General features: G+C 41.2%; 23 protein-coding genes and 1 pseudogene. 14 read left to right on the top strand and 10 right to left on the bottom strand.

The features are described 5' to 3' along the window. Positions 1–353: 353 nt before the first annotated feature. Entirely contained in the window at positions 354–704 is a 351-nt protein-coding gene (locus tag E0H88_RS01265; protein ID WP_131272805.1) for a DUF3147 family protein, read from the top strand. A 195-nt stretch (positions 705–899) separates the two neighbouring features. Here E0H88_RS01265 and E0H88_RS01260 read toward each other — a convergent pair whose 3' ends face one another. The 3 genes from E0H88_RS01260 to E0H88_RS01250 all read right to left on the bottom strand — a co-directional run bounded on the left by E0H88_RS01260 (position 900) and on the right by E0H88_RS01250 (position 2,299). Further along, the gene (locus E0H88_RS01260) at positions 900–1,121 is read right to left on the bottom strand and encodes a hypothetical protein (protein WP_180005683.1); all 222 of its coding nucleotides are present in this window, start codon (positions 1,119–1,121) and stop codon (positions 900–902) included. Further along, positions 1,114–1,650: a hypothetical protein gene (locus E0H88_RS01255; RefSeq protein ID WP_131272804.1), complete on the bottom strand. Its 537-nt coding sequence runs from the start codon at positions 1,648–1,650 to the stop codon at positions 1,114–1,116. Before E0H88_RS01255 ends, E0H88_RS01260 begins: the two co-directional genes overlap by 8 nt. Positions 1,651–1,870: 220 nt before the next feature. Continuing rightward, the gene (locus tag E0H88_RS01250; RefSeq protein WP_131272803.1) at positions 1,871–2,299 is read right to left on the bottom strand and encodes a hypothetical protein; all 429 of its coding nucleotides are present in this window, start codon (positions 2,297–2,299) and stop codon (positions 1,871–1,873) included. A gap of 180 nt (positions 2,300–2,479) precedes the next feature. Here E0H88_RS01250 and E0H88_RS01245 point away from each other — a divergent pair, with 180 nt between their 5' ends. The 3 genes from E0H88_RS01245 (at position 2,480) to E0H88_RS01235 (ending at position 5,254) form a co-directional block, all read left to right on the top strand. Then, positions 2,480–3,619: a GGDEF domain-containing protein gene (locus E0H88_RS01245; RefSeq protein WP_252151959.1), complete on the top strand. Its 1,140-nt coding sequence runs from the start codon at positions 2,480–2,482 to the stop codon at positions 3,617–3,619. 258 nt (positions 3,620–3,877) lie between these two features. Then, positions 3,878–4,369 carry a hypothetical protein gene (locus E0H88_RS01240; protein WP_092819658.1) on the top strand — a complete coding sequence of 164 codons (492 nt, stop codon included), beginning with the start codon at positions 3,878–3,880 and terminating at the stop codon, positions 4,367–4,369. Between the two features lie 282 nt (positions 4,370–4,651). Next, complete coding sequence (locus tag E0H88_RS01235; protein ID WP_131272801.1) at positions 4,652–5,254, top strand: nitroreductase family protein; 603 nt, start codon at positions 4,652–4,654, stop codon at positions 5,252–5,254. Between the two features lie 90 nt (positions 5,255–5,344). On the opposite strand, the gene E0H88_RS01230 is transcribed toward E0H88_RS01235, so the two are convergent. Then, positions 5,345–6,550, bottom strand: coding sequence for an MFS transporter (locus E0H88_RS01230; protein ID WP_131272800.1), 1,206 nt, complete (start codon positions 6,548–6,550; stop codon positions 5,345–5,347). Then, a complete protein-coding gene (locus E0H88_RS01225; protein WP_092819655.1) occupies positions 6,547–6,984 on the bottom strand; it encodes a MarR family winged helix-turn-helix transcriptional regulator in 438 nt (145 codons plus the stop codon). Before E0H88_RS01225 ends, E0H88_RS01230 begins: the two co-directional genes overlap by 4 nt. 291 nt (positions 6,985–7,275) lie before the next feature. Here E0H88_RS01225 and E0H88_RS01220 point away from each other — a divergent pair, with 291 nt between their 5' ends. The 3 genes from E0H88_RS01220 to E0H88_RS01210 are packed head-to-tail and all read left to right on the top strand — an operon-like array spanning position 7,276 to position 9,839. After that, complete coding sequence (locus tag E0H88_RS01220; RefSeq protein WP_092819654.1) at positions 7,276–8,715, top strand: cytochrome ubiquinol oxidase subunit I; 1,440 nt, start codon at positions 7,276–7,278, stop codon at positions 8,713–8,715. Then, the gene (cydB, locus tag E0H88_RS01215; RefSeq protein ID WP_092819653.1) at positions 8,712–9,716 is read left to right on the top strand and encodes a cytochrome d ubiquinol oxidase subunit II; all 1,005 of its coding nucleotides are present in this window, start codon (positions 8,712–8,714) and stop codon (positions 9,714–9,716) included. The genes E0H88_RS01220 and cydB overlap by 4 nt, the downstream gene beginning before the upstream one ends. A 9-nt stretch (positions 9,717–9,725) precedes the next feature. Continuing rightward, the gene (locus tag E0H88_RS01210) at positions 9,726–9,839 is read left to right on the top strand and encodes a DUF2474 domain-containing protein (protein ID WP_131272799.1); all 114 of its coding nucleotides are present in this window, start codon (positions 9,726–9,728) and stop codon (positions 9,837–9,839) included. Between the two features lie 125 nt (positions 9,840–9,964). On the opposite strand, the gene E0H88_RS01205 is transcribed toward E0H88_RS01210, so the two are convergent. Continuing rightward, the gene (locus E0H88_RS01205; RefSeq protein WP_131272798.1) at positions 9,965–10,519 is read right to left on the bottom strand and encodes a thermonuclease family protein; all 555 of its coding nucleotides are present in this window, start codon (positions 10,517–10,519) and stop codon (positions 9,965–9,967) included. Positions 10,520–10,898: 379 nt separating this feature from the next. Next, positions 10,899–11,816, bottom strand: coding sequence for a LysR family transcriptional regulator (locus tag E0H88_RS01200; protein ID WP_131272797.1), 918 nt, complete (start codon positions 11,814–11,816; stop codon positions 10,899–10,901). Between the two features lie 91 nt (positions 11,817–11,907). Here E0H88_RS01200 and E0H88_RS01195 point away from each other — a divergent pair, with 91 nt between their 5' ends. From E0H88_RS01195 to E0H88_RS01170, 6 genes are all read left to right on the top strand, one after another. Continuing rightward, positions 11,908–13,152 carry an acyl-CoA dehydrogenase family protein gene (locus E0H88_RS01195; RefSeq protein ID WP_131272796.1) on the top strand — a complete coding sequence of 415 codons (1,245 nt, stop codon included), beginning with the start codon at positions 11,908–11,910 and terminating at the stop codon, positions 13,150–13,152. 126 nt (positions 13,153–13,278) lie between these two features. Continuing rightward, positions 13,279–14,400: a phosphotransferase family protein gene (locus E0H88_RS01190; protein ID WP_131272795.1), complete on the top strand. Its 1,122-nt coding sequence runs from the start codon at positions 13,279–13,281 to the stop codon at positions 14,398–14,400. Beyond that, the gene (locus E0H88_RS01185) at positions 14,397–15,095 is read left to right on the top strand and encodes a histidine phosphatase family protein (RefSeq protein WP_131272794.1); all 699 of its coding nucleotides are present in this window, start codon (positions 14,397–14,399) and stop codon (positions 15,093–15,095) included. Before E0H88_RS01190 ends, E0H88_RS01185 begins: the two co-directional genes overlap by 4 nt. Before the next feature lie 26 nt (positions 15,096–15,121). Further along, positions 15,122–15,865, top strand: a complete 744-nt coding sequence (locus tag E0H88_RS01180; RefSeq protein ID WP_131272793.1) for an SDR family oxidoreductase — start codon at positions 15,122–15,124, stop codon at positions 15,863–15,865. Between the two features lie 261 nt (positions 15,866–16,126). Further along, entirely contained in the window at positions 16,127–16,837 is a 711-nt protein-coding gene (locus E0H88_RS01175; protein ID WP_092819646.1) for an SGNH/GDSL hydrolase family protein, read from the top strand. 30 nt (positions 16,838–16,867) lie between these two features. After that, positions 16,868–17,461: a uracil-DNA glycosylase family protein gene (locus E0H88_RS01170; RefSeq protein WP_131272792.1), complete on the top strand. Its 594-nt coding sequence runs from the start codon at positions 16,868–16,870 to the stop codon at positions 17,459–17,461. 21 nt (positions 17,462–17,482) lie between these two features. Here the strand turns inward: E0H88_RS01170 and E0H88_RS01165 are convergent. From E0H88_RS01165 to E0H88_RS01155, 3 genes and pseudogenes are all read right to left on the bottom strand, one after another. After that, positions 17,483–17,964: pseudogene (locus tag E0H88_RS01165) on the bottom strand (pyridoxamine 5'-phosphate oxidase family protein). Positions 17,965–18,165: 201 nt separating this feature from the next. Next, the gene (locus E0H88_RS01160; RefSeq protein WP_131272791.1) at positions 18,166–18,603 is read right to left on the bottom strand and encodes a hypothetical protein; all 438 of its coding nucleotides are present in this window, start codon (positions 18,601–18,603) and stop codon (positions 18,166–18,168) included. 304 nt (positions 18,604–18,907) lie between these two features. Further along, a complete protein-coding gene (locus tag E0H88_RS01155; RefSeq protein ID WP_131272790.1) occupies positions 18,908–20,467 on the bottom strand; it encodes a phospholipase D family protein in 1,560 nt (519 codons plus the stop codon). 122 nt (positions 20,468–20,589) lie between these two features. On the opposite strand from E0H88_RS01155, the gene E0H88_RS01150 reads away from it, so the two are divergent. Then, positions 20,590–21,705: an S-(hydroxymethyl)glutathione dehydrogenase/class III alcohol dehydrogenase gene (locus tag E0H88_RS01150; RefSeq protein WP_092819642.1), complete on the top strand. Its 1,116-nt coding sequence runs from the start codon at positions 20,590–20,592 to the stop codon at positions 21,703–21,705. Positions 21,706–21,756: the final 51 nt, after the last annotated feature.

Genomic DNA, 21,756 nt, shown 5'->3' with positions numbered 1-21,756 from the left:
ACAAAATATCACTGTTTAATTTATGAAAAGGTCTTACACTTTTGTGAGACTTGGTTGACTTCCCAGAGCCATGATTTTAAGTCTACAGCTAAATTTTTTTTTGATCCTGAGGCAATTTAAATAGATGATCAGAATGATGATTATTGTCTATCCATAACGAAAGAAATAACCCAAAATAAATGCGTGAAAAACAGTTCCTCTAATTGCCCTATACTTTTTGCCACTCAAAGCATGGGACATAGAGGAAAAGAAGGATAAATTTCTTGTCTATTGAGCAATTTATAGGTCGAATAAAGCGTGTAGATGATTGAAAGCACCTATAAAAAGTTTTTTATTTGCTAAAGGAAATGCATATGGTTTGGCTTATTGCTAAATATGCTATAACTGCTGGGATGGTCATACTAATTTCAGAAGTTGCTAAACGTAGTGACCGTCTAGGAGGGTTGATTGCCGCCTTGCCTATTGTCACGGTACTTGTGCTGATATGGATGAAAATTGAGAATCAGGATCCCCAGAAAATTTCCAATCATGCTTGGTATACCTTTTGGTATGTAGTACCAACCTTACCTATGTTTTTAGCATTTCCGATACTTTATCAGCGTTATGGATTTTGGCTGTCTCTAGCCATCTGTTGCATAATGACTATCCTTATTTTTCTTGTCTGGGCTGTGATTTTGCGCCATTTCGGCATTGATTTAATGTAAAGTATTAAAACGATTATTCATCCCGAATCAGGATGAATACTGGAGGGGAAATTGCTAATTTCCTGCTGGAAAACCATGAAACATCCATTGGATGCCATATAAAATAACCAGGATTAAAATTACTGAAAAAATGATTTCTAATTTCTTCATTTTTAAGTATTCCTAAAATTGGCTATGCGGAATAAGTAGTGGAATTTAAGTTTTAAGAATATTCCGTATAGCCATTTGGTCACTATAGCGTTCTTCTATTTCATTAAGATTCTTACGAGCTGTTTTCTCATCCGTAAGAACACCATTGAAATAGGCTATAGTTACATCAGACTTGTTGCACAAATCATTTATATCGTCTGTAGCATTAGTGATGCTAGATGCAACCATTAAAAGAGAAATGGCACTCAAATAAATTTTCTTATTCATCACAGTAATCTCTTTGTGGTATCGTGAACACAAAACCATCTAAAGCATCACTATATTTGTAATAAGCCTGTAGGCGTTTTTTGGTATTTGTAGTCATATTTCCTATTTCATCAATTACATCGGATGCGTCTATATTCGGGTTACTTTTGAATGTTTTATAAACACAAGTCGTTGCTCTATCAGCTTCATGAGATGATGCTTGTAATTCAACTTCATTCTCTAAATTAACAGCCATTTTTTGCTGACTATTCCTTGCAAATTGTTGAACCGCTTTTTTTTCAAGTTCATCTTTATATTTTTGTTCAATATGAGCGTCAATATCATCACGGATGCCATTTTGGTCCTTATCAATCCCTAAAATTGAATCTGTTCTTTCAAATTTTGGTAATTTTCCTTCATCCTCTAACTTCTGAAAGACTTGCTCTTTTATCGTTATTTTTTCATTTTGTGGTGCTGAAGAATCATTTTTTCCACCGCAGGCACTTAAAGCTATTAAGCAAAAAGAGCCTAATAAAATAGACGTAAACATTATTACCCCCCGTTGTTACTCGTATATTTTTCATAAGATTCATACAAGCTTGCCCACACGTTATTCCGTATAGTCCTAAAATTAACTAAATATCTCTTATAAGAAATGAAGAGTTATTTTGATATAAGTCATTCGCTTAATCTTTATATAAACTCCCATCACTTCTACTAGGGCTTTTTATTTGAATCGCAATTCCGCACTTTGTTTATTGAGGGGTTTTTTATTTCAGCAAAGCATCTGTTGTTTTGGATTCAGAAGTTAAATGCCAGCGTACTAAGTAACTCGCAAACCAAATGCCTGGAATTAAAAGTAGACCTAAGCCAATCCATAAGCTAAGCGTAACAGCAAATATGGAATTGATTATTCCGCAAAATGAACCTAAATAGATAAAATATGGATGAATTTTCTTATTTATTAGCCAGCCAATGTTCATGGCTAAGAATACTAAGATTGCAATCCAGACCGTGCCAGGGAAGAGAAACTGGTCGAATAATTGAGTGGGGCTTAGTACTGTTAAATTAGTTAAATCAGTTAGATGTTCACGAAAGCGATCAGGATTTTCACCCTTTAAAGCCATATAGAAAAAGGGAAGAGTAAATAACCAGACTATACTGGTAGTCACAATTTTAATGATTATTACATATTTCATTATTGGACACTTCTGAGCATTGCTACCCGGCAATTAGAAAAAATAGTGAATTAACGAACGACTCAAGCACAGCAATGATAAAAAAATACAGCTTTTATTATTAAAAATAAATATTTATTGAATAATTTTAGCTAAACAATTTAGAATAAAAACTACACAACTCTAGGTGTCATTCAGTCCGTGAACCTGCCAGATACCCAGTATTTTTTATTAGTTTACCCGATTTGCTTAATGCTCATTGGGGCAGTCTTTATTGTTGCACATGTATGGTTTAAAGCTCCCAAATATTTATTGTGGATGGGTCTGAGCTGTGTTTTGCCATCAGTAGCATTGGCTGCACAGACACTGATGACAAATGTACAATTGAAACTGACTGCACCATGGTTTGCACTTTTCTATTTAGGTGGGGCTTGGGCAGTCACACATGGAATGCTGTTAAAAGCCAATTCCAGGTTAAATATGGTTGCAGCTTCTCTTTTTATGATAGTGGCTATGTCTTTTCTTTTATATTTCAAGTATATCGATGAGCAGTTATGGCCACGCATAGTTACAATTAATATTGCAATTCTATGCTTAGAGGCATTGGCACTTCCGAAAGTGTATGCCTTATTGAAAAGAACAGACCTCCTGGAAAAACTTTTATGCTTTAGCTACTTTCTCTTGGTTGCTTATGCTGTTATCAGAACTTTAATCGTCATTGTATATCTTCAAAATGTGCAACTGGTCACCTTAGCCACAACAAAGTGGTGGATGATGATGATTGCAGTAAATATACTCTTCAGCCTGTGGTTTGCAATTGTCGTTTCAGCTGTAGCTGTAAAAGAAAGGTTTAGTATCATTAACGAACAGAGATTGAAAGATCCTTTAACGCAGCTGTATAACCGTAATGGTATTTTAGAAAAAACAGGAGACCTGTTTAAAAACTTGCAGCATGGTGAAGTTTATCTGGTGATGTGTGATGTTGATCATTTTAAGATTATAAATGATACATGGGGACACACCATAGGGGACACAATCTTGTGCACAATTGCGGATATATGCAGATCCAATATTCGGCAAGGTGATATTGTCGGCAGATATGGCGGAGAAGAATTTATTATATTGCTGCAAAGTTCAGATGAAAAATCTTCATTAGCTTTAGTTGAACGCTTACGCAAAAAAATTGAAGATCAACTTTTTATTAACAATATTAGAGCTACCGTAAGTTTTGGTGCAGCTCGAATAGATGCAGAATCTCAGTTCATTACTGCTTTAGAGATAGCAGATGAACGTTTATACAAAGCTAAAAACGCTGGCCGAAATAGGGTTTACTTTAATTAAACTTTTTGCACATATGCTCAATATAAAAATACAGCCCAGGTTTCATTGTGTTGTCTTAATTTTTTATTGAGATATCGAAATAAGAACGGATGGACCAAATGGGTGAGCTTTATAGCGCTTAATTTAGCGTTGAATAAATTGTCATAATTGCTAAAATGCATTTCGTTTTTTATTACTGTTTTGCAATTATTTTGCATTAGTTTTGCGAGGTGAAAAATAAAACCTTGAAAAACAGTAATCTATCTAGGAAAATTTTTAATGTTCGATATTTATTTAACAGATGTTCAGAAAAAGGTGCAATTTAAGGATTATCCGGGTGAGCATCCTGTTAAATTTATTTTGAATTTTAAAAAGATTTTTCCAAGTGTGATGGAATTATTGCTTCCGGTTCTGCCTGGCGATGAAAATCTGGATGAAATGACCTGGGAATCGACCAGTGAAGATTTTGAATTGTTCAAATTATTACTCAGTGGTTGGGGCGTAATTGAATTGCGTTTAAATGCAATTTCTCAATTTAAAAATAAAAATTATGCCGACCAGCTGGTCAAAACTGCGCAGCAAAAGCGTAAAGAATTTGCGAAAAATAACCATAAATTAACCACTGTAGAACTGGATTATCTGTTCATGCATGAAATTCATGCACTGATTGATGCAGAACTGGTTGAAATTGGTGAAAAATTCTATTTACCAACACTGCGTGATCTCTGGAAGCATAAAGTGCCGCAAAATGTGTTGAATGCTAAATTTTAGACCCGTTTAAAATACGATAATAATCCTCCAAATATTGGGGGATTTTTTATGCCAATTTTAACTGTAAAAAGATCAGCTTAAGCTATTTAAGTGTGTCTATATAAAAGATTAAAAATTTAATTATCAATAAAATGTACTAGTAATTAGAATTATGATTGCATATGGTAAGACCACAACACTTTGACCTGAATATTGTTATAAAAGTAGATATTTCACATTTTATTAACAGTGAGGGTATGGTGTTCCAAATCTTCCCGAAGAAATACCACAGGATTTCATTGAATGTCGAATCAGTTTTTAGATTTAATTAATAAACGCCGTACCATTTATGCGGTGGGTAAAAATGTAGAGCAAAGTCCCGAGTATTTAACTGATTTGATTAAGCATGCCATTAAGCAGAGTCCGTCATCTTTTAACTCGCAGTCTTCACGTGCGGTGATTCTGTTTAATGCCGAGCATGAAAAATTTTGGGATTTAGTCAAAGAAAAACTCAAGTCTTATGCCAAAGATGAAGAAAGTGCGGCAAAAACCAGTGCCAAAATGGACAGCTTTGCAGCAGGTGTGGGCACCGTTTTATTCTTTGAAGATATGGATGTGATTAAAGATCTGCAAGAGCAGTTCCCGTCTTATGCAGAAAATTTCCCGATCTGGGCAGAGCACTCAACAGCGATTGCCCAGTTCGCGACCTGGACAGCCTTACATACGGATGGATTAGGCGCTTCACTTCAGCACTATAACCCGATCGTCGATGAACAGGTCCATGCTGAATGGAACATTCCGGCAGCCTGGAAACTGCGTGCCCAGCTGGTCTTTGGTTCAGTCGAAGGCGAAGCCAAAGAAAAAGCTTATATAGATGATGCAACGCGTTTCAAAGTGTTCAAGTAATTTATAATTGTTTGAAATCCCCTTTATGAAAGGGGATTTTGCACATATTCGCCAACGGTTTTAATTTTTTCCGATGCTATTGGAAAATGATTAAGCAGCGTTAACGGCTTTGCTTTTCACTTTATGTCCATGCAGCACATAGTAGAAACCAATACAGATCAAAGCTGCAATCGCGCTATACATATACAGCTGAGCATAACCGATATAATCCAGTGCCATACCAATAAAGTAGGGACCAAAACCAAGACCTGCATCGAGGAAGATGAAGAAGGTCGAGGTGGCAAAGCCCATCCGGTTCAGTGTGGTACTTTTCACCGCAATAGTCTGGCAAACCGACTGAATGTTGCCATAACCCAATCCCAGCAAGCCTGCACAAAGCAACAAGGTCATCGGGCTATGTGCCTGACTGAGCAGATACAAGGCCAATGCCATAATAATAAATGCGGGATACATAATGATATTTTCACTTTTACGATCCATCAATGGACCAGTAAATGGACGCGAAAATAAAATCGCAATCGCATACATCAAGAAGAAGAAAGAAGCTGTTTCAACCAGATCAATTTCTTTGGCATAGAAGTTAATAAAGGATAAAACCCCGGAATAACAGATTGAAGTCAACAACATGATGATCGAAATTGGCAAGGCTTTTATTTCAATAAACTGCGAAATGAAACCTGGTTTTTTGATATTGACCTGTGTTTCAACCGTTTTGGTGTGTTGCGGCAGCTTAGGCACTTCAATCATCAAAGCCACCACCAGGCAGCTTACTGCGACAAGGCTCGATAAGGCAAAAATTGAACTATAACCGACATGCAGCATCATCCAGATAGCCAGAAACGGGCCAATCGCGGTACCCAGAGTACTGCTCATGCTATAGTAGCCAATGCCTTCACCACGACGGGTCGGCGGTAAAATCTGTGCGATGATGGTGCCCAATACGGTCGATGCCATGCCCATCATAAACCCATGCATGAAGCGCACTCCCAGCAAGGCAGTGATATTCATGGGAATAAAATAGAATCCTGAAAAAATCAGAAATCCGATTAAACCCACAATCATGGTGGTCTTTTGGCCAAAACGTTGCAGAAACTGACCGACAAGCAAACGGCCAATAAGGGTGCCGACAATGAACAAACCTGAAACCAGACCTGCCTGAGCCGTGGTTGCTCCCAGTTCAGCAACGGCATAACCGACAATGACCACCACCAGAAGATAAAAGGTCAGGACCAGCTGAAAGTTAATGGCACTGACAAGAATGAAATTTTTGCTCCATAAGGGCGTATGTTCACTCATGACTGACCCCCTTTCATCTCTTGCAGATGTTGCATAAGTTGATGAAGGGTGCTTAAGGTACTATTTTGAGCAGCCTGATCCAAGGGCAATAGCAGCTGTTGTTCAAACAGGTCCAGTTTTTGAGAGCATGTGGCAAAAAGCTGTTGGCCTTTAATGCTCAGGATCAGTTTCTTTTGCCGTTTGTCTTCAGTATCGACCTGATCCAAAACCTCCAGTTGCATCAGGGCATGAATCCGTTTTGCAATTGAAGGCTTGGAAACATTCAGATATTCAGCAATGTCGATAGAGGTGCAGCCTTGCTTAAGCTGTATGACATACAGTACCTGCCACAAGGAATAATTTAGCTGATGTGGAAGTAAAATGATGTTGATTTCATCGCTCATTAAACGTGCACAGCGCAGTAACGAAGCACGAAAGTTAAGTGGATTTAGCATAATAGTTAGCTAGGGTAACTAAATTTAGTCAACTTTACGCCTGTTTAGTTGATTGTTCAAGTATTAAGCAAACCTCCCTCAAGATTTATTGTTAAAAATGACTTAGTCATATCCGCCATTTCAATTCATTGATGAATCATATTTCAAGCCAGCTGTAAAACCAGGAAATAATAAATCAACATACTTTGCTTAAGATTTAGGCGTATCCTGAATAAGGTCAAAACAACAACAGCATATTATTGAGTCGCAACGTGCTTAATCACCACATCAACGAATTAAAAAGGTGATGTTATGAATTTAGGACTAACCGCACTTGAACTGGCCCGAGTTCAATTCGCTTTCACTGTATCGTTTCATATTATTTTCCCCGCCATTTCCATTGGTCTCGCAAGTTTTCTGGCTGTTTTAGAGTGGCGCTGGCTCAGAACCCAAAATCCGGTCTATCAGGACCTGTTTAAATTTTGGGTCAAAATATTTGCCATTGCCTTTGGTATGGGCGTGGTTTCAGGCGTCGTCATGAGTTACCAGTTTGGTACCAACTGGAGTGAATTCTCGCGGGTTTCAGGCAGTGTAACGGGACCGCTGCTGGCCTACGAGGTGCTGACGGCATTCTTTCTGGAAGCAGGCTTTCTGGGCATTATGCTGTTTGGCTGGGGACGGGTGGGGCCTTATGCACACTTCTTTTCTACGGTTATGGTTGCGCTCGGAACATGTATTTCCATGTTCTGGATTCTTTCATCCAACAGCTGGATGCAGACCCCGCAAGGTTTCAGCATTGAAAATGGCATTATTGTTCCGCAAGACTGGCTGGCCATTATATTTAATCCCTCTTTCCCATATCGCTTGGCACATATGGCAATGGCCGCATTCCTGGTTTCCGCCTTACTGGTCGCAGCGACAGCAGCATGGCATTTGCTGAAAGGCCGCAGGGATGAACTGGTCAAAACTTCTTTTTCCATGGCCTTATGGATGATTTTAGCGCTTACGCCTTTACAAGTTTTGATTGGAGACCTGCATGGAATCAACACCTTAAAACACCAGCCTGCAAAGATTGCCGCGATAGAAGGACACTGGGAAACCAATCATAATGAAGGTATGCCTCTGTATTTATTTGGCATTCCAGATATGCAGGCAGAAGAAACCAAGTACGCCATCGGTATTCCAAACGCGGGAAGCCTGATTTTAACCCACTCCCTGAATGGTCAGGTTCAGGGCTTGAAAGAATTTGCACCTGAGGACCGGCCAAATTCCACCATCGTATTCTGGAGCTTCCGGATTATGGTGGGGCTAGGCGTACTGATGCTGTTATTGGCCCTCACCGGTTTATGGTTAAGACGCACAGGTCGCTTCTATGAAAGCCCCGGGTTCCACCGTTTTGCTTTGTGGATGGGACCATCGGGCTTTATTGCCTTGCTTGCAGGCTGGTTTACTACCGAAGTCGGGCGTCAGCCTTGGGTTGTTTATGGCGTGATGAGAACGAAAGATGCCTTATCCCCAGTTTCGGCAGAACAGGTGGGATTAACCCTGATTATCTTTGTCGTGGTCTATTGCGTGGTCTTTGGCATTGGCATTTATTACATGCTCCGAATCATGCATAAGGGTCCGGAATTTGTTCATTTCGTGCCGCATAGTGAAGAAAGGGTTATTCAGGCTTCGCATCGTCCATTGGGCAGTACCGATGAAGAGCTGGATGGTCAGCCGCTCGACAATCAGCAGGAGAATGACAAATGATTGATTTATCTTTTATCTGGATTGTAATTATTGCTGTCGGCGTGCTGATTTATGTGGTGCTGGATGGCTTTGACCTGGGTATTGGCATCTTGTTTCCTTTCTTTAAAACGCAGCAAGAACGTGACGTGATGATGAATACTGTTGCTCCCGTATGGGATGGCAATGAAACCTGGATGGTACTGGGTGGGGCAGGCCTGTTTGCGGCATTTCCCCTGGTGTATTCAACAGTGCTTTCTGCGCTATACCTGCCGATTATTCTGATGGTGGTCGCGCTTATTTTTCGCGGAGTGGCCTTTGAATTCCGTTTCAAATCCAGACGAAACCGACATCTTTGGGACATGGCTTTTATTGGCGGCTCGATTTTAACTGGATTTTTTCAGGGCATCATTCTCGGCGCTTATATTCAGGGCATCAAAACCACCAATGGCGTTTATACGGGAGGTGGACTGGACTGGCTTACACCGTTTTCAGTCTTTACCGGAATCAGTGTGGTGGTACTGTATGCCACTTTGGGCTGTGGATGGCTGATCTTTAAAACTGAGGCAGACTTGCAAAATCGAATGTTTCAGCTCATGCCGAAGCTGATTGTAGCCTTGTTTATCATTTTCGGTGCAGTCAGCATTTATACGCCTTTGGCCCATCCGGAAATTGCCGAACGCTGGTTTAGCCAGCCTCAGCTCACCTATTTCAGTCCGGTGCCCATTCTGGTTCTGGTCTTTACCTACCTGGCTTTACGTGCCTGCAAGCAACGTAAAGAACTGAGTCCATTTATTTATACTCTGGCACTGGTATTTCTGGCCTATACCGGATTCCTGATCAGTTTATGGCCATATATCATTCCACGTTCAGTCACTATCTGGGATGCGGCTGCCCCACAAAGCAGTCAGTTATTTACCCTGATTGGTGCATTACTGCTCATTCCAATCATTATTATTTATACCGCTTTGTCTTACTGGGTATTCCGCGACAAAGTGCGCATTGGTGACCAGGGCTATCATTAGGGAGTAAATATGAAACTTTCACAGATGCAGTGGTTTATTGTGTTGTGGCTAGGTGGATTTTTTGCTTTAGCATTGATTGCTGGAGCATTCCGGCTGCTGGTTCAACTGGCTTATTATCTTTAATTGTTGATCATAAATTTTAAAGTGGTTTGTTTTAGACAAGCCACTTTATTTTTTAACCCGCAAGTTTGATCTATGAGATCAAACTCAAATCTATATTTGAAGATGATTATTTGTGTTATCAAATTCTATTTATTTCGCTTACGGTAAACACTGGGACGTACCGGATGCGAATTTTTCCATAAACCTTTTTTCTGCTTCTTGGCCTGATTTTGAAGGGCCAGCCATTTCTGTTTTTGCGTCGGGTTTTTAATATATTCCTCATACACCCATGCCGCGCCCCGTTTGACCAGTTCCTGATTGATATTGCATCTAAAACGGTAAATAACGCCAACACAGCGCCCGTAACGATCGACATCGGTAATCTCGACACGGACCAGTTTGTAATACACCATTTTTTTGACCAGAAGCTGAGATTCCTTGCCATAGGTTTGCGTCGACTCTGGAGCATCCACGTAGGCAAAACGCAGTTTGGTTTCTGAGCGACGCAAGTTAAACCGTGTACAAGTCAGGGTATCGCCATCACTCACCGCAATTACTTTACACCAGTATTTTTTCCCTTTTTTGAAGGGTTTAAATAGGTCAGTAAGGAAAGCATGAATTTTGCGGAAGATAAAAAACAGCACTGCACACAGCAGCATGCCCAATACAATGAGCCAAACAGGGGAGAGATTTGCCAACATAGATAAAATTTGTTGAATTTGGCTGGAAAATACCAGAGCAAATTCAGCAAGAAAAAGAAAAAAAATGAGCTGCTATATTAAGGGAAATCCTGAAAAATGATGGCTTGAGAAATAGCCAAACAGCCTCAAAACCCTTGCCAATGCAGTATTTCGGCTACTTATTCAGCAAAAGGTGATTCCGGAATAAAAAATCATTCAGATCTATCAAAATATCCAAAATAGCCTAAGTAGTATTGAATTTATCAATTCAATTCAATTCAATTCAATTCGATCTTTCACTATGCAAAAATGAGACATAAAACGCTTCATTACTAAAGATGGCAGCTGTTGATTGTATTTATAAATAGCCTAAGCAAATTGATTAATTTATCAAAATAGCCTAAGTAAAAATTTTGGAAATTTCGCTGCACAGAAACTGATGACGCAAATTATCTTTCAACTCTTTATGCCAATACATCCCCAGATAAATAAGCGGCAAGTCTACAGGCACCGGAAAAATATTTAATGATGGAGAAACTTGTAAATGATTCAGCAAATTTTGAGGAATAGTTAAAACGGATTGAGGGTTTAGCAGCAGAATCTGTAAAGCCGTTGAATAGTGCTGACAGCGCAAAAGAATCTGCCGCGACAGCTGTTTACGGTTTAAATAAATATCTTCTACCAAAACACCAGTACGACGAGAGGAAACGCCAATATGCGGAGCAGCCAGGTACAGCTGTTCAGTCATTTCCGGTTGCTGGGTACACACCACAAACTGATCTTGTAGCAGCTTCTGAAATTGAATTTTATCACCGAAGTTTTGTTCCAGATCAATGACAAAGTCTATTTGCTGGGTCGCGAGGTCAGTCGCCATGCTTTTACGGTCGAGCTTGCTGCTGAAAAATTGAATGTCCAGATCCAGGCTTTGAAAGTGCTGAACCAGTTTGGGAAAAATGATCGGTTCAATTTCATCATGTACCGCAATTTTTAAACTTTGCACCATACCAGGTTCAAAACTCTGTTTTTGCATTGAAATGTTTTGAATGGCAAACAGTGCATTTTTAATGACGGGATAAATTTGCTCGGCAAATGGAGTAGGCAGCATTTTGCTACCGGCACGTGCAAATAAATCATCCTGTAAATGCTGTCTTAAACGCTGTAAGGCATGACTGGCAGCAGATTGACTGATACATAAAATCTGCGCAGCCTTGGAAATGCTTTTTTGTTCATAAACTGCAATAAATAAGGGATATAGGTTAATGTCTATGCGATGAAAAACCCCCAGATCAATCATGGCTTTATTATGAATACTGTTCATAGTTCTATATTGAATTAAATCATTTCATTCATAATAGGTTTCAGGGTATGTTGTTGTAAAGATCAGATAATATATTTTGAGGGAAATGGTCATGTTCGAGCTGTCAGCACGTGCACAGGATTATATTGAAAGAACAAAAAAGTTCATTAAGGAAGAAATTGAACCGGTTGAAACCGAGTTCTGGAATGATGTTCATGAGCTCAATCAAGGGGGGGACTGGACAACATGGCAATGGCCCACTCAACTTGAAATATTAAAAAACAAGGCCAAAGAAGCCGGTTTATGGAATATGTTTTTGCCCGATCCTGTTCTGGGGCAAGGGCTTTCCGTTCAGGAATATGCACACATTGCCGAACTTTCCGGCCGTAGTTTAATTGCACCAATCGTATTTAACTGTAATGCGCCCGATAGCGGCAACATGGAAGTATTGTGGCGTTATGGTTCTGAACAACAGAAACAACAGTGGCTCATGCCATTGCTTGAAGGAAAAATCCGTTCAGTCTTTTGCATGACTGAACCTGCGGTAGCCTCCAGTGATGCCACAAATATGCAGGCAACGGCGGTTATCGAAGGAGATGAAATTGTTTTGAATGGCCGCAAATGGTGGTCATCCGGTTTAGGCGATCCCAATGCAAAAATCATCATTTTTATGGCCCATACGCCTGATGAAAGTAAAGACCGTCATCATCAACATTCCATGGTACTGGTTCCCATAGATACTGCCGGGGTGAAAATCGAACGTATGCTGCCTGTGTTTGGGGATTATGATGCACCTCATGGTCACGGCGAAATCAGCTTTAATAATGTACGTGTGCCTGTAGCCAATTTTATTGGCGGTGCAGGCCAGGGGTTCGAAATTGCCCAGGGTCGGTTGGGACCAGGCCGTATTCATCATTGCATGCGCTGTATTGGCGCGGCGGAAAAATCTTTAGAACTGATGATTGACAGGGGTATGAGCCGTACTGCTTTTGGCAAGGAAATTTTAAAACTGGGCGGTAATCTGGAGCGCGTTGCAGAAGCGCGTGTAGCCATTGATCAGGCACGATTACTTACACTTTATGCTGCTTACAAGATGGATACTTTAGGTAATATGGCAGCACTGACTGAAATTTCAGCGATTAAAGTGGTTGCGCCAAGCGTGCTGGAAAAAGTCGTGGATATGGCCATGCAGATACACGGGGGTGCTGGCGTATCAAGGGATACGCCACTGACCGGTTTTTTTGCCCAGGCACGCAGTTTACGTCTGGCCGATGGTCCGGATGAAGTGCATAAAGGCATGATTGCCAAACTTGAACTGGCTAAACGCGGTTATCGTTCAAGTCGTAAAAAAGATTAATTAGCGAAATACAGGCTGAGGCTTCTTACAACTTACCTGAAAATTTTGCTGTTTATGAACAGTGAATTAGGTATAAATAAGGAAGCTAAGAAGTCTTTTTGAAAGTGAAGATTCAGGGAAAAAACAATGTCAGTGATTGATGTGGGTGGAACGGTCCGTCAAGGTGAAGAGCTAGATGTCATGGCTGTTGAGCATTGGCTCAAGGCACAAGGCATTGATTTACAAGGTCAGGTCGAAGTCACGCAATATTCAGGTGGGGCGTCTAACTGGACGTATCGTTTAAAATATGACAACACGGACTTGATTTTACGTCGCCCGCCTAAAGGGACCAAAGCCAAATCTGCACACGATATGGCACGTGAATATAACGTGCAAAAAAATCTGGCACCTTTCTATCCGGTCTTGCCGGAAATGGTGGCCCTGTGTCAGGACGAATCTGTAATTGGCTGCGACTTCTATGTCATGAAGCGAGTGGAAGGCATTATTCCACGCGCCAATTTACCCAAAGAGCTCAATTTTAATGAATCCCAGGTTCGGGAATTATGTATCAATGTCATCGATAAACTGATTGAATTGCATCAGGTGCCTTATGCTGGGACAGAACTGGAAAAGCTCGGTAAGGGCGACGGATACTGCCGCCGTCAGGTAGAAGGTTGGGATGCCCGTTATGAAAAAGCCAAAACCTTAAATGTGCCTTCCTTTAAATATGTCCGTCACTGGCTGAAAGACAATATTCCTGCCGATTCCACCAGCTGCATTATTCACAATGACTGGCGTTTTGATAATGTGATTTTAGATCCGAAGCATCCGACTCAGGTGATTGGGGTGCTGGACTGGGAAATGGCTACTCTTGGTGATCCTTTAATGGACCTAGGTTCAGCTCTCGCGTATTGGGTTGAAGAAAGCGACAATCATATTTTTAAAGCGACGCGTCGTCAGCCCACTAATTTAAAAGGCATGTTCACACGTCAGGAAGTCGTGGATTATTATTTGCAAAAAACCGGCTTACAGACCCATAACTGGACCTTTTATGAAGTGTTCGGCATTTTCCGTTTGGCTGTAATTGCACAGCAAATCTATTACCGTTATTACCATAAGCAGACCAATAATCCAGCCTTTAAAGATTTCTGGGTGGTGATTCATGCCTTGCATATCCGTGCGCTTAAATTGATTGGCCTACAAAAAATTGAGGCCAATGAACTGGCGCAAAAATATATCGCGAAATTTAAGGAAATGATGCCAACATGACCACAATCTATCTAATTCGTCACGGACAAGCTTCATTTGGAGCGGAAAGTTATGATCAGCTTTCTCCCAACGGCGAATTACAGGCGAAATTATTGGGACAATATTTCGACCAGATTCTAAAAGAGGCCCCTTATGTGGTGGCAGGCTCAATGCAGCGTCATCAACAGACAGCCAACCTGGCTTTGGCTGAATGTTTCCCTGAAACCGAGATTCAGACCGACAGCGCATGGAATGAGTTCAATCACCAGCAGGTTTTTGCCAGATACGAGCCACGTTTTAATGAACCGCATCTGTTAAAGCAGGATGTCGCCAAGGAAGATAATCCTCGGGCTTACCTGGCCAAAATTTTTGAAGGGGCAATTGAGCGCTGGACGGGTGGTGACTATCACCATGAATATGATGAATCCTGGCCGCATTTTAAAAACCGGGTGGAAACAGCATTGCAAAATTTATGCAATGAACTGGCCAAAATTAAACCGCGTTATGCCGTGGTGTTTACTTCGGGCGGGGTGATTTCGGTGGCTGCAGGAAAACTGTTAGAGCTGAATGCCAACCGGACTTTTGCCTTAAACTGGGCAATCGCCAATACCAGCATGACCACACTGCGTCTGGTGGGAAATGAACCGCAATTGCTGAGCTTGAATGAACATCATTTTATTAAGGCCGAAGATCCCGGCTTACTGACCTGGATCTGATTAAAAAAATAGCAAAGGAAGAAAACATGGCAAAAACAATTTTAATTACCGGGGCAAGTTCAGGGATTGGTGCAGGTATGGCACGTGAATTTGCACAAAAAGGCTATAACCTTGCCATCTGCGCCCGTCGTTTGGAGCGTCTGGAAACTTTAAAACAAGAGCTGGAAAGCAAGTACGGCGTAAAAGTCATTGCAAAAGCATTAGACGTAACCCATTACGATCAGGTGTTTGAAGTGTTCCGTGCATTTAAAGCGGAATTTGGCACCATCGACCGTATTATTGTCAATGCCGGTGTGGGTGAGGGTCGCCGGATTGGTAAAGGCAACTTTGAAATTAACAAGGCGACCGTCGAAACCAACTTCATTTCTGCTTTGGCACAATGTGAAGCTGCGGTGGAAATTTTCCGTGCGCAAAATGCAGGGCATCTGGTGATGATTTCATCCATGAGCGCGATGCGTGGCATGCCGAAACATTTAACCGCGTATGGCGCCAGCAAAGCCGGAGTGGCTCACCTGGCTGAAGGCATTCGTGCCGAGCTGATTGATACCCCGATTAAAGTCACCACCATTTTCCCGGGTTATATCCGTACAGAACTGAATGAAGGGGCCAAAAAACTGCCTTTTGAGGTGGATGAAAAAACCGGTTCGCATTTACTGGTTAAAGCCATTGAAAAAGCACCGGTTAAAGCTTATGTGCCACAGTGGCCATGGTTACCTTTAGGCTTGGTCATGAAAGTATTGCCGCTGAAACTGGTCAACAAGTTGGGTTAATTTCGAATTATAAACAGCCCATTCGATGGGCTGTTTTTATATTGCTTAGATTAGCATTTGAAGTGCAATACCATCTTCTTGCCATCATACCTGACTTGGAATTTTCAAGCAGATGGCAAAGATTATCAGCCCTAGATTACTACTGACCTGATGCAGCACATTTACTATTTAATTCGATGAAAATTATTATAATTTAAGTCAATGCTTCTCACCCCATAAACTCCTATATTGATACGCATACCATTTTGAATTTCATTGTTTATGCTGCTAAAAATTTCAACTATCGTGCTGATTCCATCGCTGATTATTCAAGGCAATGCCGTTAAGAAGAATACTCTACGTTTAGCAGAACCAGCAGGACCACGTCAGGGGACGGTCGGAACTGGAAAAGCGCTGTCTGTTTTAATTATCGGAGATTCGGCAGCCGCTGGAGTCGGTGTTGAAACTCAGGAAGATGCTTTACTCGGTGCAGTGTTGAAGCAGTTACAAGATGCTTATGAAATAAGTTATCAACTTGAAGCCACCACCGGTCATAGCAGCGGACAAGTAATTCAGACGGTAAAGAATATGTCCCATCAACACTTCGACGTGGTCATTACTTCTGTCGGGGTGAACGATATTACAAAACTGATGCAGCCTAAAGACTGGATTCAAAAGCAGCAACAACTTTATGCAGAAATTAACCGGAAATTCACGCCTGAATTGGTTATTGCGTCTGGCGTACCACCGATGAACAGGTTTCCGGCATTACCTCATCCACTGGCCTGGTTATTTGGGCAATATGCCAAAGGCATGAATAAAAATCTTGCCAAATTTGTGCAGCAGCAGAGCAATATGCAATGGATTGAATATGATTTGCAGCGTTTCAAGAGCCTGAATCTGGAAATGGCAAAGGATGGTTTTCATCCCAGCAAGGAAATTTATACACTTTGGGGCAAGCAGGTAGCAGATAAAATCCGTCAAATGTTTTAAATTAAACTGAATACGGATAAATGGACTGTTATGAGCACCGAACTGGAAATAGAAACTCATCCACTGGAACCTTTTTTACCTGCAAATGCCAAATTGCTGATGATGGGCAGCTTTCCGCCGCCTAAAACCCGCTGGAAAATGGAGTTCTATTATCCAAACTATCAAAATGACATGTGGAAAATTTTTGGTTTGGCATTCTTTGGCAATAAAGAACACTTTTTAGATATTGCCAATAAAAACTTCAAGGAACAGCAGATCCGTGATTTCTTAATGCAAAAAGGGATCGCAATTTTTGATACGGCCTATCAAATTATTCGTTTAAAAGGCAACGCTTCGGATAAATTTTTGCACATTGCTCAAGCGACCGATTTAAGCAAGCTTCTACAGCAGATTCCTGAATGCCACAGCATTATGACTACAGGTGATAAAGCGACAGATACCCTGATGCTTTCCATGCCTGAAGCTACGGAAAAACCGAGAATTGGACAGCCCTCCAAAGCCTGTTTTGCTGAACGCGAGCTGACTTTATACCGAATGCCATCTTCATCCCGAGCCTATCCACTTGCTTTGGAGAAAAAGGCCGAGGCTTATACTCAGTTATTTAAAGAAATAGGCTTACTGTAAGTAAGTTTGAAATATCTATTTTTAGGCGAAAGGCATCATTTTCGGATATTTCACCCATTTAAAAGCCTGTACCTGAAAATCCCGTACATGGGTAAAATCGGACCAGATGAGTTTACTTCCTTGGGGCCATTTTAGACTTTGGATACGTCGTGAAATTTGAGCCAGTTCTTCGGCATTGGCAAGTCTAAGATCACCAATTTCCACGTACAGTCGAACGCCAGGATAATCACTAAATTCGCCTTTAAATAAGGCTTTTAACCAGAATAAGCGGCTACTGTTGACTGCCTGAATGCAGGCTTTGCTATTTTTCGGCAAATTCTGTTGCAACGATTCAGTATAGGTATCAAAGAAAAAACGTTCTGGTGATCCTTTAAAAATAATGTGCCTATAGGGCAGATAGTGGGCTGCATATGTTGATCGACTGTAGCAATCGAACAATGCATTGCAGCACGTTGTGCATCATTCACCACTTTGCAGATATGTTGCCATTCTTGTGTTTTCATTTTATTTTTTCCTTTTTATTTTTTTAATATTGTTCAGTAAGATGAATATCAACCATTTAGATCATTTAAACATGAATGAGGCGTTATCTACATTCATTCACTTGACTGGTTATTCATAGCAATTTTAGGCAAATGTGCAGGATGCATGTATTAAATAAAAACTATTAAAACATGAGATTTGAGTTTGAATAGTCCACAAAGCTATCCATCATATTCGACATAGTCCCATAAATTTAATCGGGCTTTAATTTCTTTACGGATATTTGGCAACATTGGCAGCAGGGTTCCGTCAATCCACAGGCTTAAGGTCTGAGCAGAAATCAGCTGTTCATCGGCATCAATCAGTTTTGCACCCTTGACCATCACCAGGGTTTCTTCACTCGCTTCGGTTTCAATGCCTTTAAACAGGACCTGAAGTTCAAAACCGGTATCCTGAATCAGCCATTCCAGTTCCAGCTGTACATTCTGATTGGATTTTAAAACGGCCTGACCTTCAATCAATTCTGAATCGGACTGGCAATCGTGCTCGACCCGAACTTTCGCCAAAAACCAGTCTTGAGCACCCAAATCGTCAAGCGTTTTATACGGCGTTAAAATATCACTTAAATTAAATTGACGGCTTAAATCAAAAAATTGCATTGCAGAAGATCACGATAGGGAGAGAGCTGAGTTAAATACTCGAAAAGAGGAATGTTAAATCAAATCTGGAAACGAGTAAAAGCTTTGTGTGGATTGATCTAAAATATGTATAAATCGCCGTTAATCTCTTATAAGTCATAACAAGCATGTTAAATTAAAGTAAATACCAGGTTTGATACTGGCGAGATGAAATAGGTTGAAACAGGAACATTAAACCTGTTCACATGCAGTAATCTTTTTAAGTGGTGAGATTGTATTAAAAAAGACGAGCTCATTTTTGTACTCAAATGTCATTGGTTTGTCATTACATCATCCATTCAATTGGAAGGTATGACACCATTTGCATGCTAAAACGCTGAAATCTGGTGGATTGAGGATCATGTAAATACTCTGTGCGGGTACCATCTTTACGATGCTCTATCCAGATTACTTCACCTTGTGGATTAAGTTTCAATTCATAGGCAATGAGCGGTAAATATTTATCTAAAGAACTTGAAATTTGTTGTTGCAAGTCAGCGGATTCGACCACCAGTCCTACTTCGCTATTTAAATTGGCGGAACGGGGATCAAAATTGGCAGAACCAATAAATACCTTGCCATCTATATCCAAAAACTTGGCATGCAAACTGGAGGCATTTTTCCCCTTAGCGGGAATGACATTACCCGTCATCACTTCATACCAGGTCCGTTTATTGCGTTCGATATAGGGCTTAAATTCATATAATTTTATCCCGTTTTTCAGTAAATCATAGCGATATTGTCTATAAAAGGCATGTACCAGAGGAACGTCATTGGCGAGGAATGAATTGGTGAGCACTCGAACATTCACGCTGTTATGAGCTAAACCGGTTAAATAGTCCGTACCTTTTTGGGTAGGTACAAAATAGGCGGAGACCAGTTCCAGATGTTGTTTCGGTTCGTCCATAATCTGGAAGATCTGACGGTAAATCATTTGATCATTAGATGCCTGGCCGTGAATTTTCCCGGGAGGGTCTGCGACAAAATGTGCTTTTGCCCAATTAATCGGGCGATCTTTTAAATGTTCATTGATCTGTTTTTCAGCCAGTTCAATCCGCCTTTTAAGCTGGTCTTTTTGCAAGGCAGTCAGTTCATAGTATCGGCGTAATTTGGCAAGCTGTTCTGGACGGCTTTTACCCAGCAGCAGAGGTACAGGATAACTTAAATCATCACTCCAAAAGTCCTGAAATACTTTATTGGCATGCTTCACCGCAGTGCCATAAAACAGAATATCCATATCGGTAAACTGGAAATTGTCACTGGCTTCAAAGTATTCACGGCTGATGTTGCGGCCACCGGTCACCGCTATGGCACCATCGGCAATAATCAGCTTGTTATGCATACGGCGATTGATCTGCCTGAAACGAAAAACATAATCAAACACGCGCAATTTTCTAACCCTGAAGGTGTAGGGATTAAAGATTTTAATTTCAAAGTTTGGATGTTGTGCCAGTTGTTTTAAGGTTGCATCGAGCTGGGAACCGTTCTGGTCATCAATCAATAATCGGATTTTTACCCCTCGGTCTGCGGCCTTGAGCAATTCAGCCAGCATCAGGTGACCAATCGAGTCATCTTCCCAGATGTAGTACTGCAAATCGATATTATATTGCGCTTTATTAATCAGATGCAGCCTTGAGGCAATACTGAGAAAAGCATCATCTAAGGCAAGATAGGCGGTTAAGCCCTGAATAATTTGTGCATCAACATTGGAACCGTTTAACCAGTGCTCGGCATGCACCTGAGTAGGAGACTGCTTTTTGGATTCATTCATCGGCAAACTGCACCCCGTCATGGTAAAAATTGTAACAGCAAACATGACAGCATGCATGGATGGTCTAATCTGCATAATTGTTATGAAGTCATAAAGTTATAAGTACATATTATCATCATGTTATAGGTTGAATCGGACAATAAAAAGAGGTTACTGTAGCTCATCTGTTAAAGAACCGAACAAAGGATGAATCATTCATGAAATCACGTGCTGCAGTCGCATTTGGTCCAGGTCAACCGCTCCAAATTGTTGAAATTGATGTTGCTCCGCCAAAAGCAGGTGAGGTTTTGGTGAAAATTAGCCATACCGGCGTATGTCATACCGATGCGTTTACTTTATCGGGTGAGGATCCTGAAGGTGTTTTTCCGGCGGTATTGGGCCATGAAGGTGCGGGTGTAGTGGTTGAAGTAGGTGAAGGTGTAACCAGCGTGAAACCGGGCGATCACGTTATTCCACTGTATACTGCCGAATGTGGTGAATGTTTATTCTGTAAATCGGGTAAAACCAACCTGTGTGTCGCGGTTCGTGCAACACAAGGTAAGGGTTTGATGCCAGATGGCACCACCCGTTTTTCTTATAATGGTCAGCCGATTTACCACTACATGGGATGTTCAACCTTCAGTGAATATACCGTAGTCGCTGAAGTATCCCTGGCGAAAATTAATCCTGAAGCGAATCATGAACATGTCTGCTTGCTCGGTTGTGGCGTGACTACCGGTTTGGGTGCGGTGAAAAATACCGCCAAAGTTCAGGAAGGTGACACGGTTGCCGTGTTCGGTTTAGGCGGTATTGGTCTGGCCGTCGTGCAAGGTGCCAAGAAAGCCAAAGCCAGCCGCATTATTGCCATTGATACCAATCCTGAAAAATTCAAGCTGGCTGAACAGTTTGGTGCGACAGAGTTTTTAAACCCTAAAGATTATGACCGTCCAATTCAGGAAGTGATTGTTGAGAAAACTGGCTGGGGCGTGGACCATTCTTTTGAATGTATTGGCAATACTAATGTCATGCGTTCTGCACTGGAATGTGCTCACCGTGGTTGGGGACAATCCATCATTATTGGGGTAGCCGGTGCAGGTCAGGAAATTTCAACCCGTCCATTCCAGCTGGTCACTGGCCGCACCTGGAAAGGTACCGCTTTTGGTGGCGTTAAAGGCCGCTCGCAATTGCCGGGTATGGTGGAAGAAGCCATGAAGGGGGATATTCAATTGGAACCTTTTGTCACTCATACCATGGGACTGGAAAAGATTAACGAAGCCTTTGACTTGATGCATGAAGGTAAATCGATTCGTACCGTAATCCACTTCGAAGACTAAGCCATCTTCAAATTAAAAAACGGGCAATTTGCCCGTTTTTTTATCCCTTGA

Source organism: Acinetobacter sp. ANC 4216 (assembly GCF_004331195.1).
In the GTDB taxonomy this organism is placed as follows: domain Bacteria; phylum Pseudomonadota; class Gammaproteobacteria; order Pseudomonadales; family Moraxellaceae; genus Acinetobacter; species Acinetobacter kookii.
This window is presented reverse-complemented; position numbering and strand designations above follow the sequence as displayed.

Coding starts and splice junctions, on each gene's coding strand:
- E0H88_RS01160 (WP_131272791.1), bottom strand. CDS start 18,603: ATGCAATTTTTTGATTTAAGCCGTCAATTTAATTTAAGTGATATTTTA.
- E0H88_RS01180 (WP_131272793.1), top strand. CDS start 15,122: ATGGCAAAAACAATTTTAATTACCGGGGCAAGTTCAGGGATTGGTGCA.
- E0H88_RS01210 (WP_131272799.1), top strand. CDS start 9,726: ATGAAACTTTCACAGATGCAGTGGTTTATTGTGTTGTGGCTAGGTGGA.
- E0H88_RS01185 (WP_131272794.1), top strand. CDS start 14,397: ATGACCACAATCTATCTAATTCGTCACGGACAAGCTTCATTTGGAGCG.
- E0H88_RS01230 (WP_131272800.1), bottom strand. CDS start 6,550: ATGAGTGAACATACGCCCTTATGGAGCAAAAATTTCATTCTTGTCAGT.
- cydB (WP_092819653.1), top strand. CDS start 8,712: ATGATTGATTTATCTTTTATCTGGATTGTAATTATTGCTGTCGGCGTG.
- E0H88_RS01200 (WP_131272797.1), bottom strand. CDS start 11,816: ATGAACAGTATTCATAATAAAGCCATGATTGATCTGGGGGTTTTTCAT.
- E0H88_RS01220 (WP_092819654.1), top strand. CDS start 7,276: ATGAATTTAGGACTAACCGCACTTGAACTGGCCCGAGTTCAATTCGCT.
- E0H88_RS01250 (WP_131272803.1), bottom strand. CDS start 2,299: ATGAAATATGTAATAATCATTAAAATTGTGACTACCAGTATAGTCTGG.
- E0H88_RS01190 (WP_131272795.1), top strand. CDS start 13,279: ATGTCAGTGATTGATGTGGGTGGAACGGTCCGTCAAGGTGAAGAGCTA.
- E0H88_RS01255 (WP_131272804.1), bottom strand. CDS start 1,650: ATGTTTACGTCTATTTTATTAGGCTCTTTTTGCTTAATAGCTTTAAGT.
- E0H88_RS01150 (WP_092819642.1), top strand. CDS start 20,590: ATGAAATCACGTGCTGCAGTCGCATTTGGTCCAGGTCAACCGCTCCAA.
- E0H88_RS01240 (WP_092819658.1), top strand. CDS start 3,878: ATGTTCGATATTTATTTAACAGATGTTCAGAAAAAGGTGCAATTTAAG.
- E0H88_RS01265 (WP_131272805.1), top strand. CDS start 354: ATGGTTTGGCTTATTGCTAAATATGCTATAACTGCTGGGATGGTCATA.
- E0H88_RS01155 (WP_131272790.1), bottom strand. CDS start 20,467: ATGCAGATTAGACCATCCATGCATGCTGTCATGTTTGCTGTTACAATT.
- E0H88_RS01225 (WP_092819655.1), bottom strand. CDS start 6,984: ATGCTAAATCCACTTAACTTTCGTGCTTCGTTACTGCGCTGTGCACGT.
- E0H88_RS01260 (WP_180005683.1), bottom strand. CDS start 1,121: ATGAATAAGAAAATTTATTTGAGTGCCATTTCTCTTTTAATGGTTGCA.
- E0H88_RS01170 (WP_131272792.1), top strand. CDS start 16,868: ATGAGCACCGAACTGGAAATAGAAACTCATCCACTGGAACCTTTTTTA.
- E0H88_RS01175 (WP_092819646.1), top strand. CDS start 16,127: ATGCTGCTAAAAATTTCAACTATCGTGCTGATTCCATCGCTGATTATT.
- E0H88_RS01235 (WP_131272801.1), top strand. CDS start 4,652: ATGTCGAATCAGTTTTTAGATTTAATTAATAAACGCCGTACCATTTAT.
- E0H88_RS01195 (WP_131272796.1), top strand. CDS start 11,908: ATGTTCGAGCTGTCAGCACGTGCACAGGATTATATTGAAAGAACAAAA.
- E0H88_RS01205 (WP_131272798.1), bottom strand. CDS start 10,519: ATGTTGGCAAATCTCTCCCCTGTTTGGCTCATTGTATTGGGCATGCTG.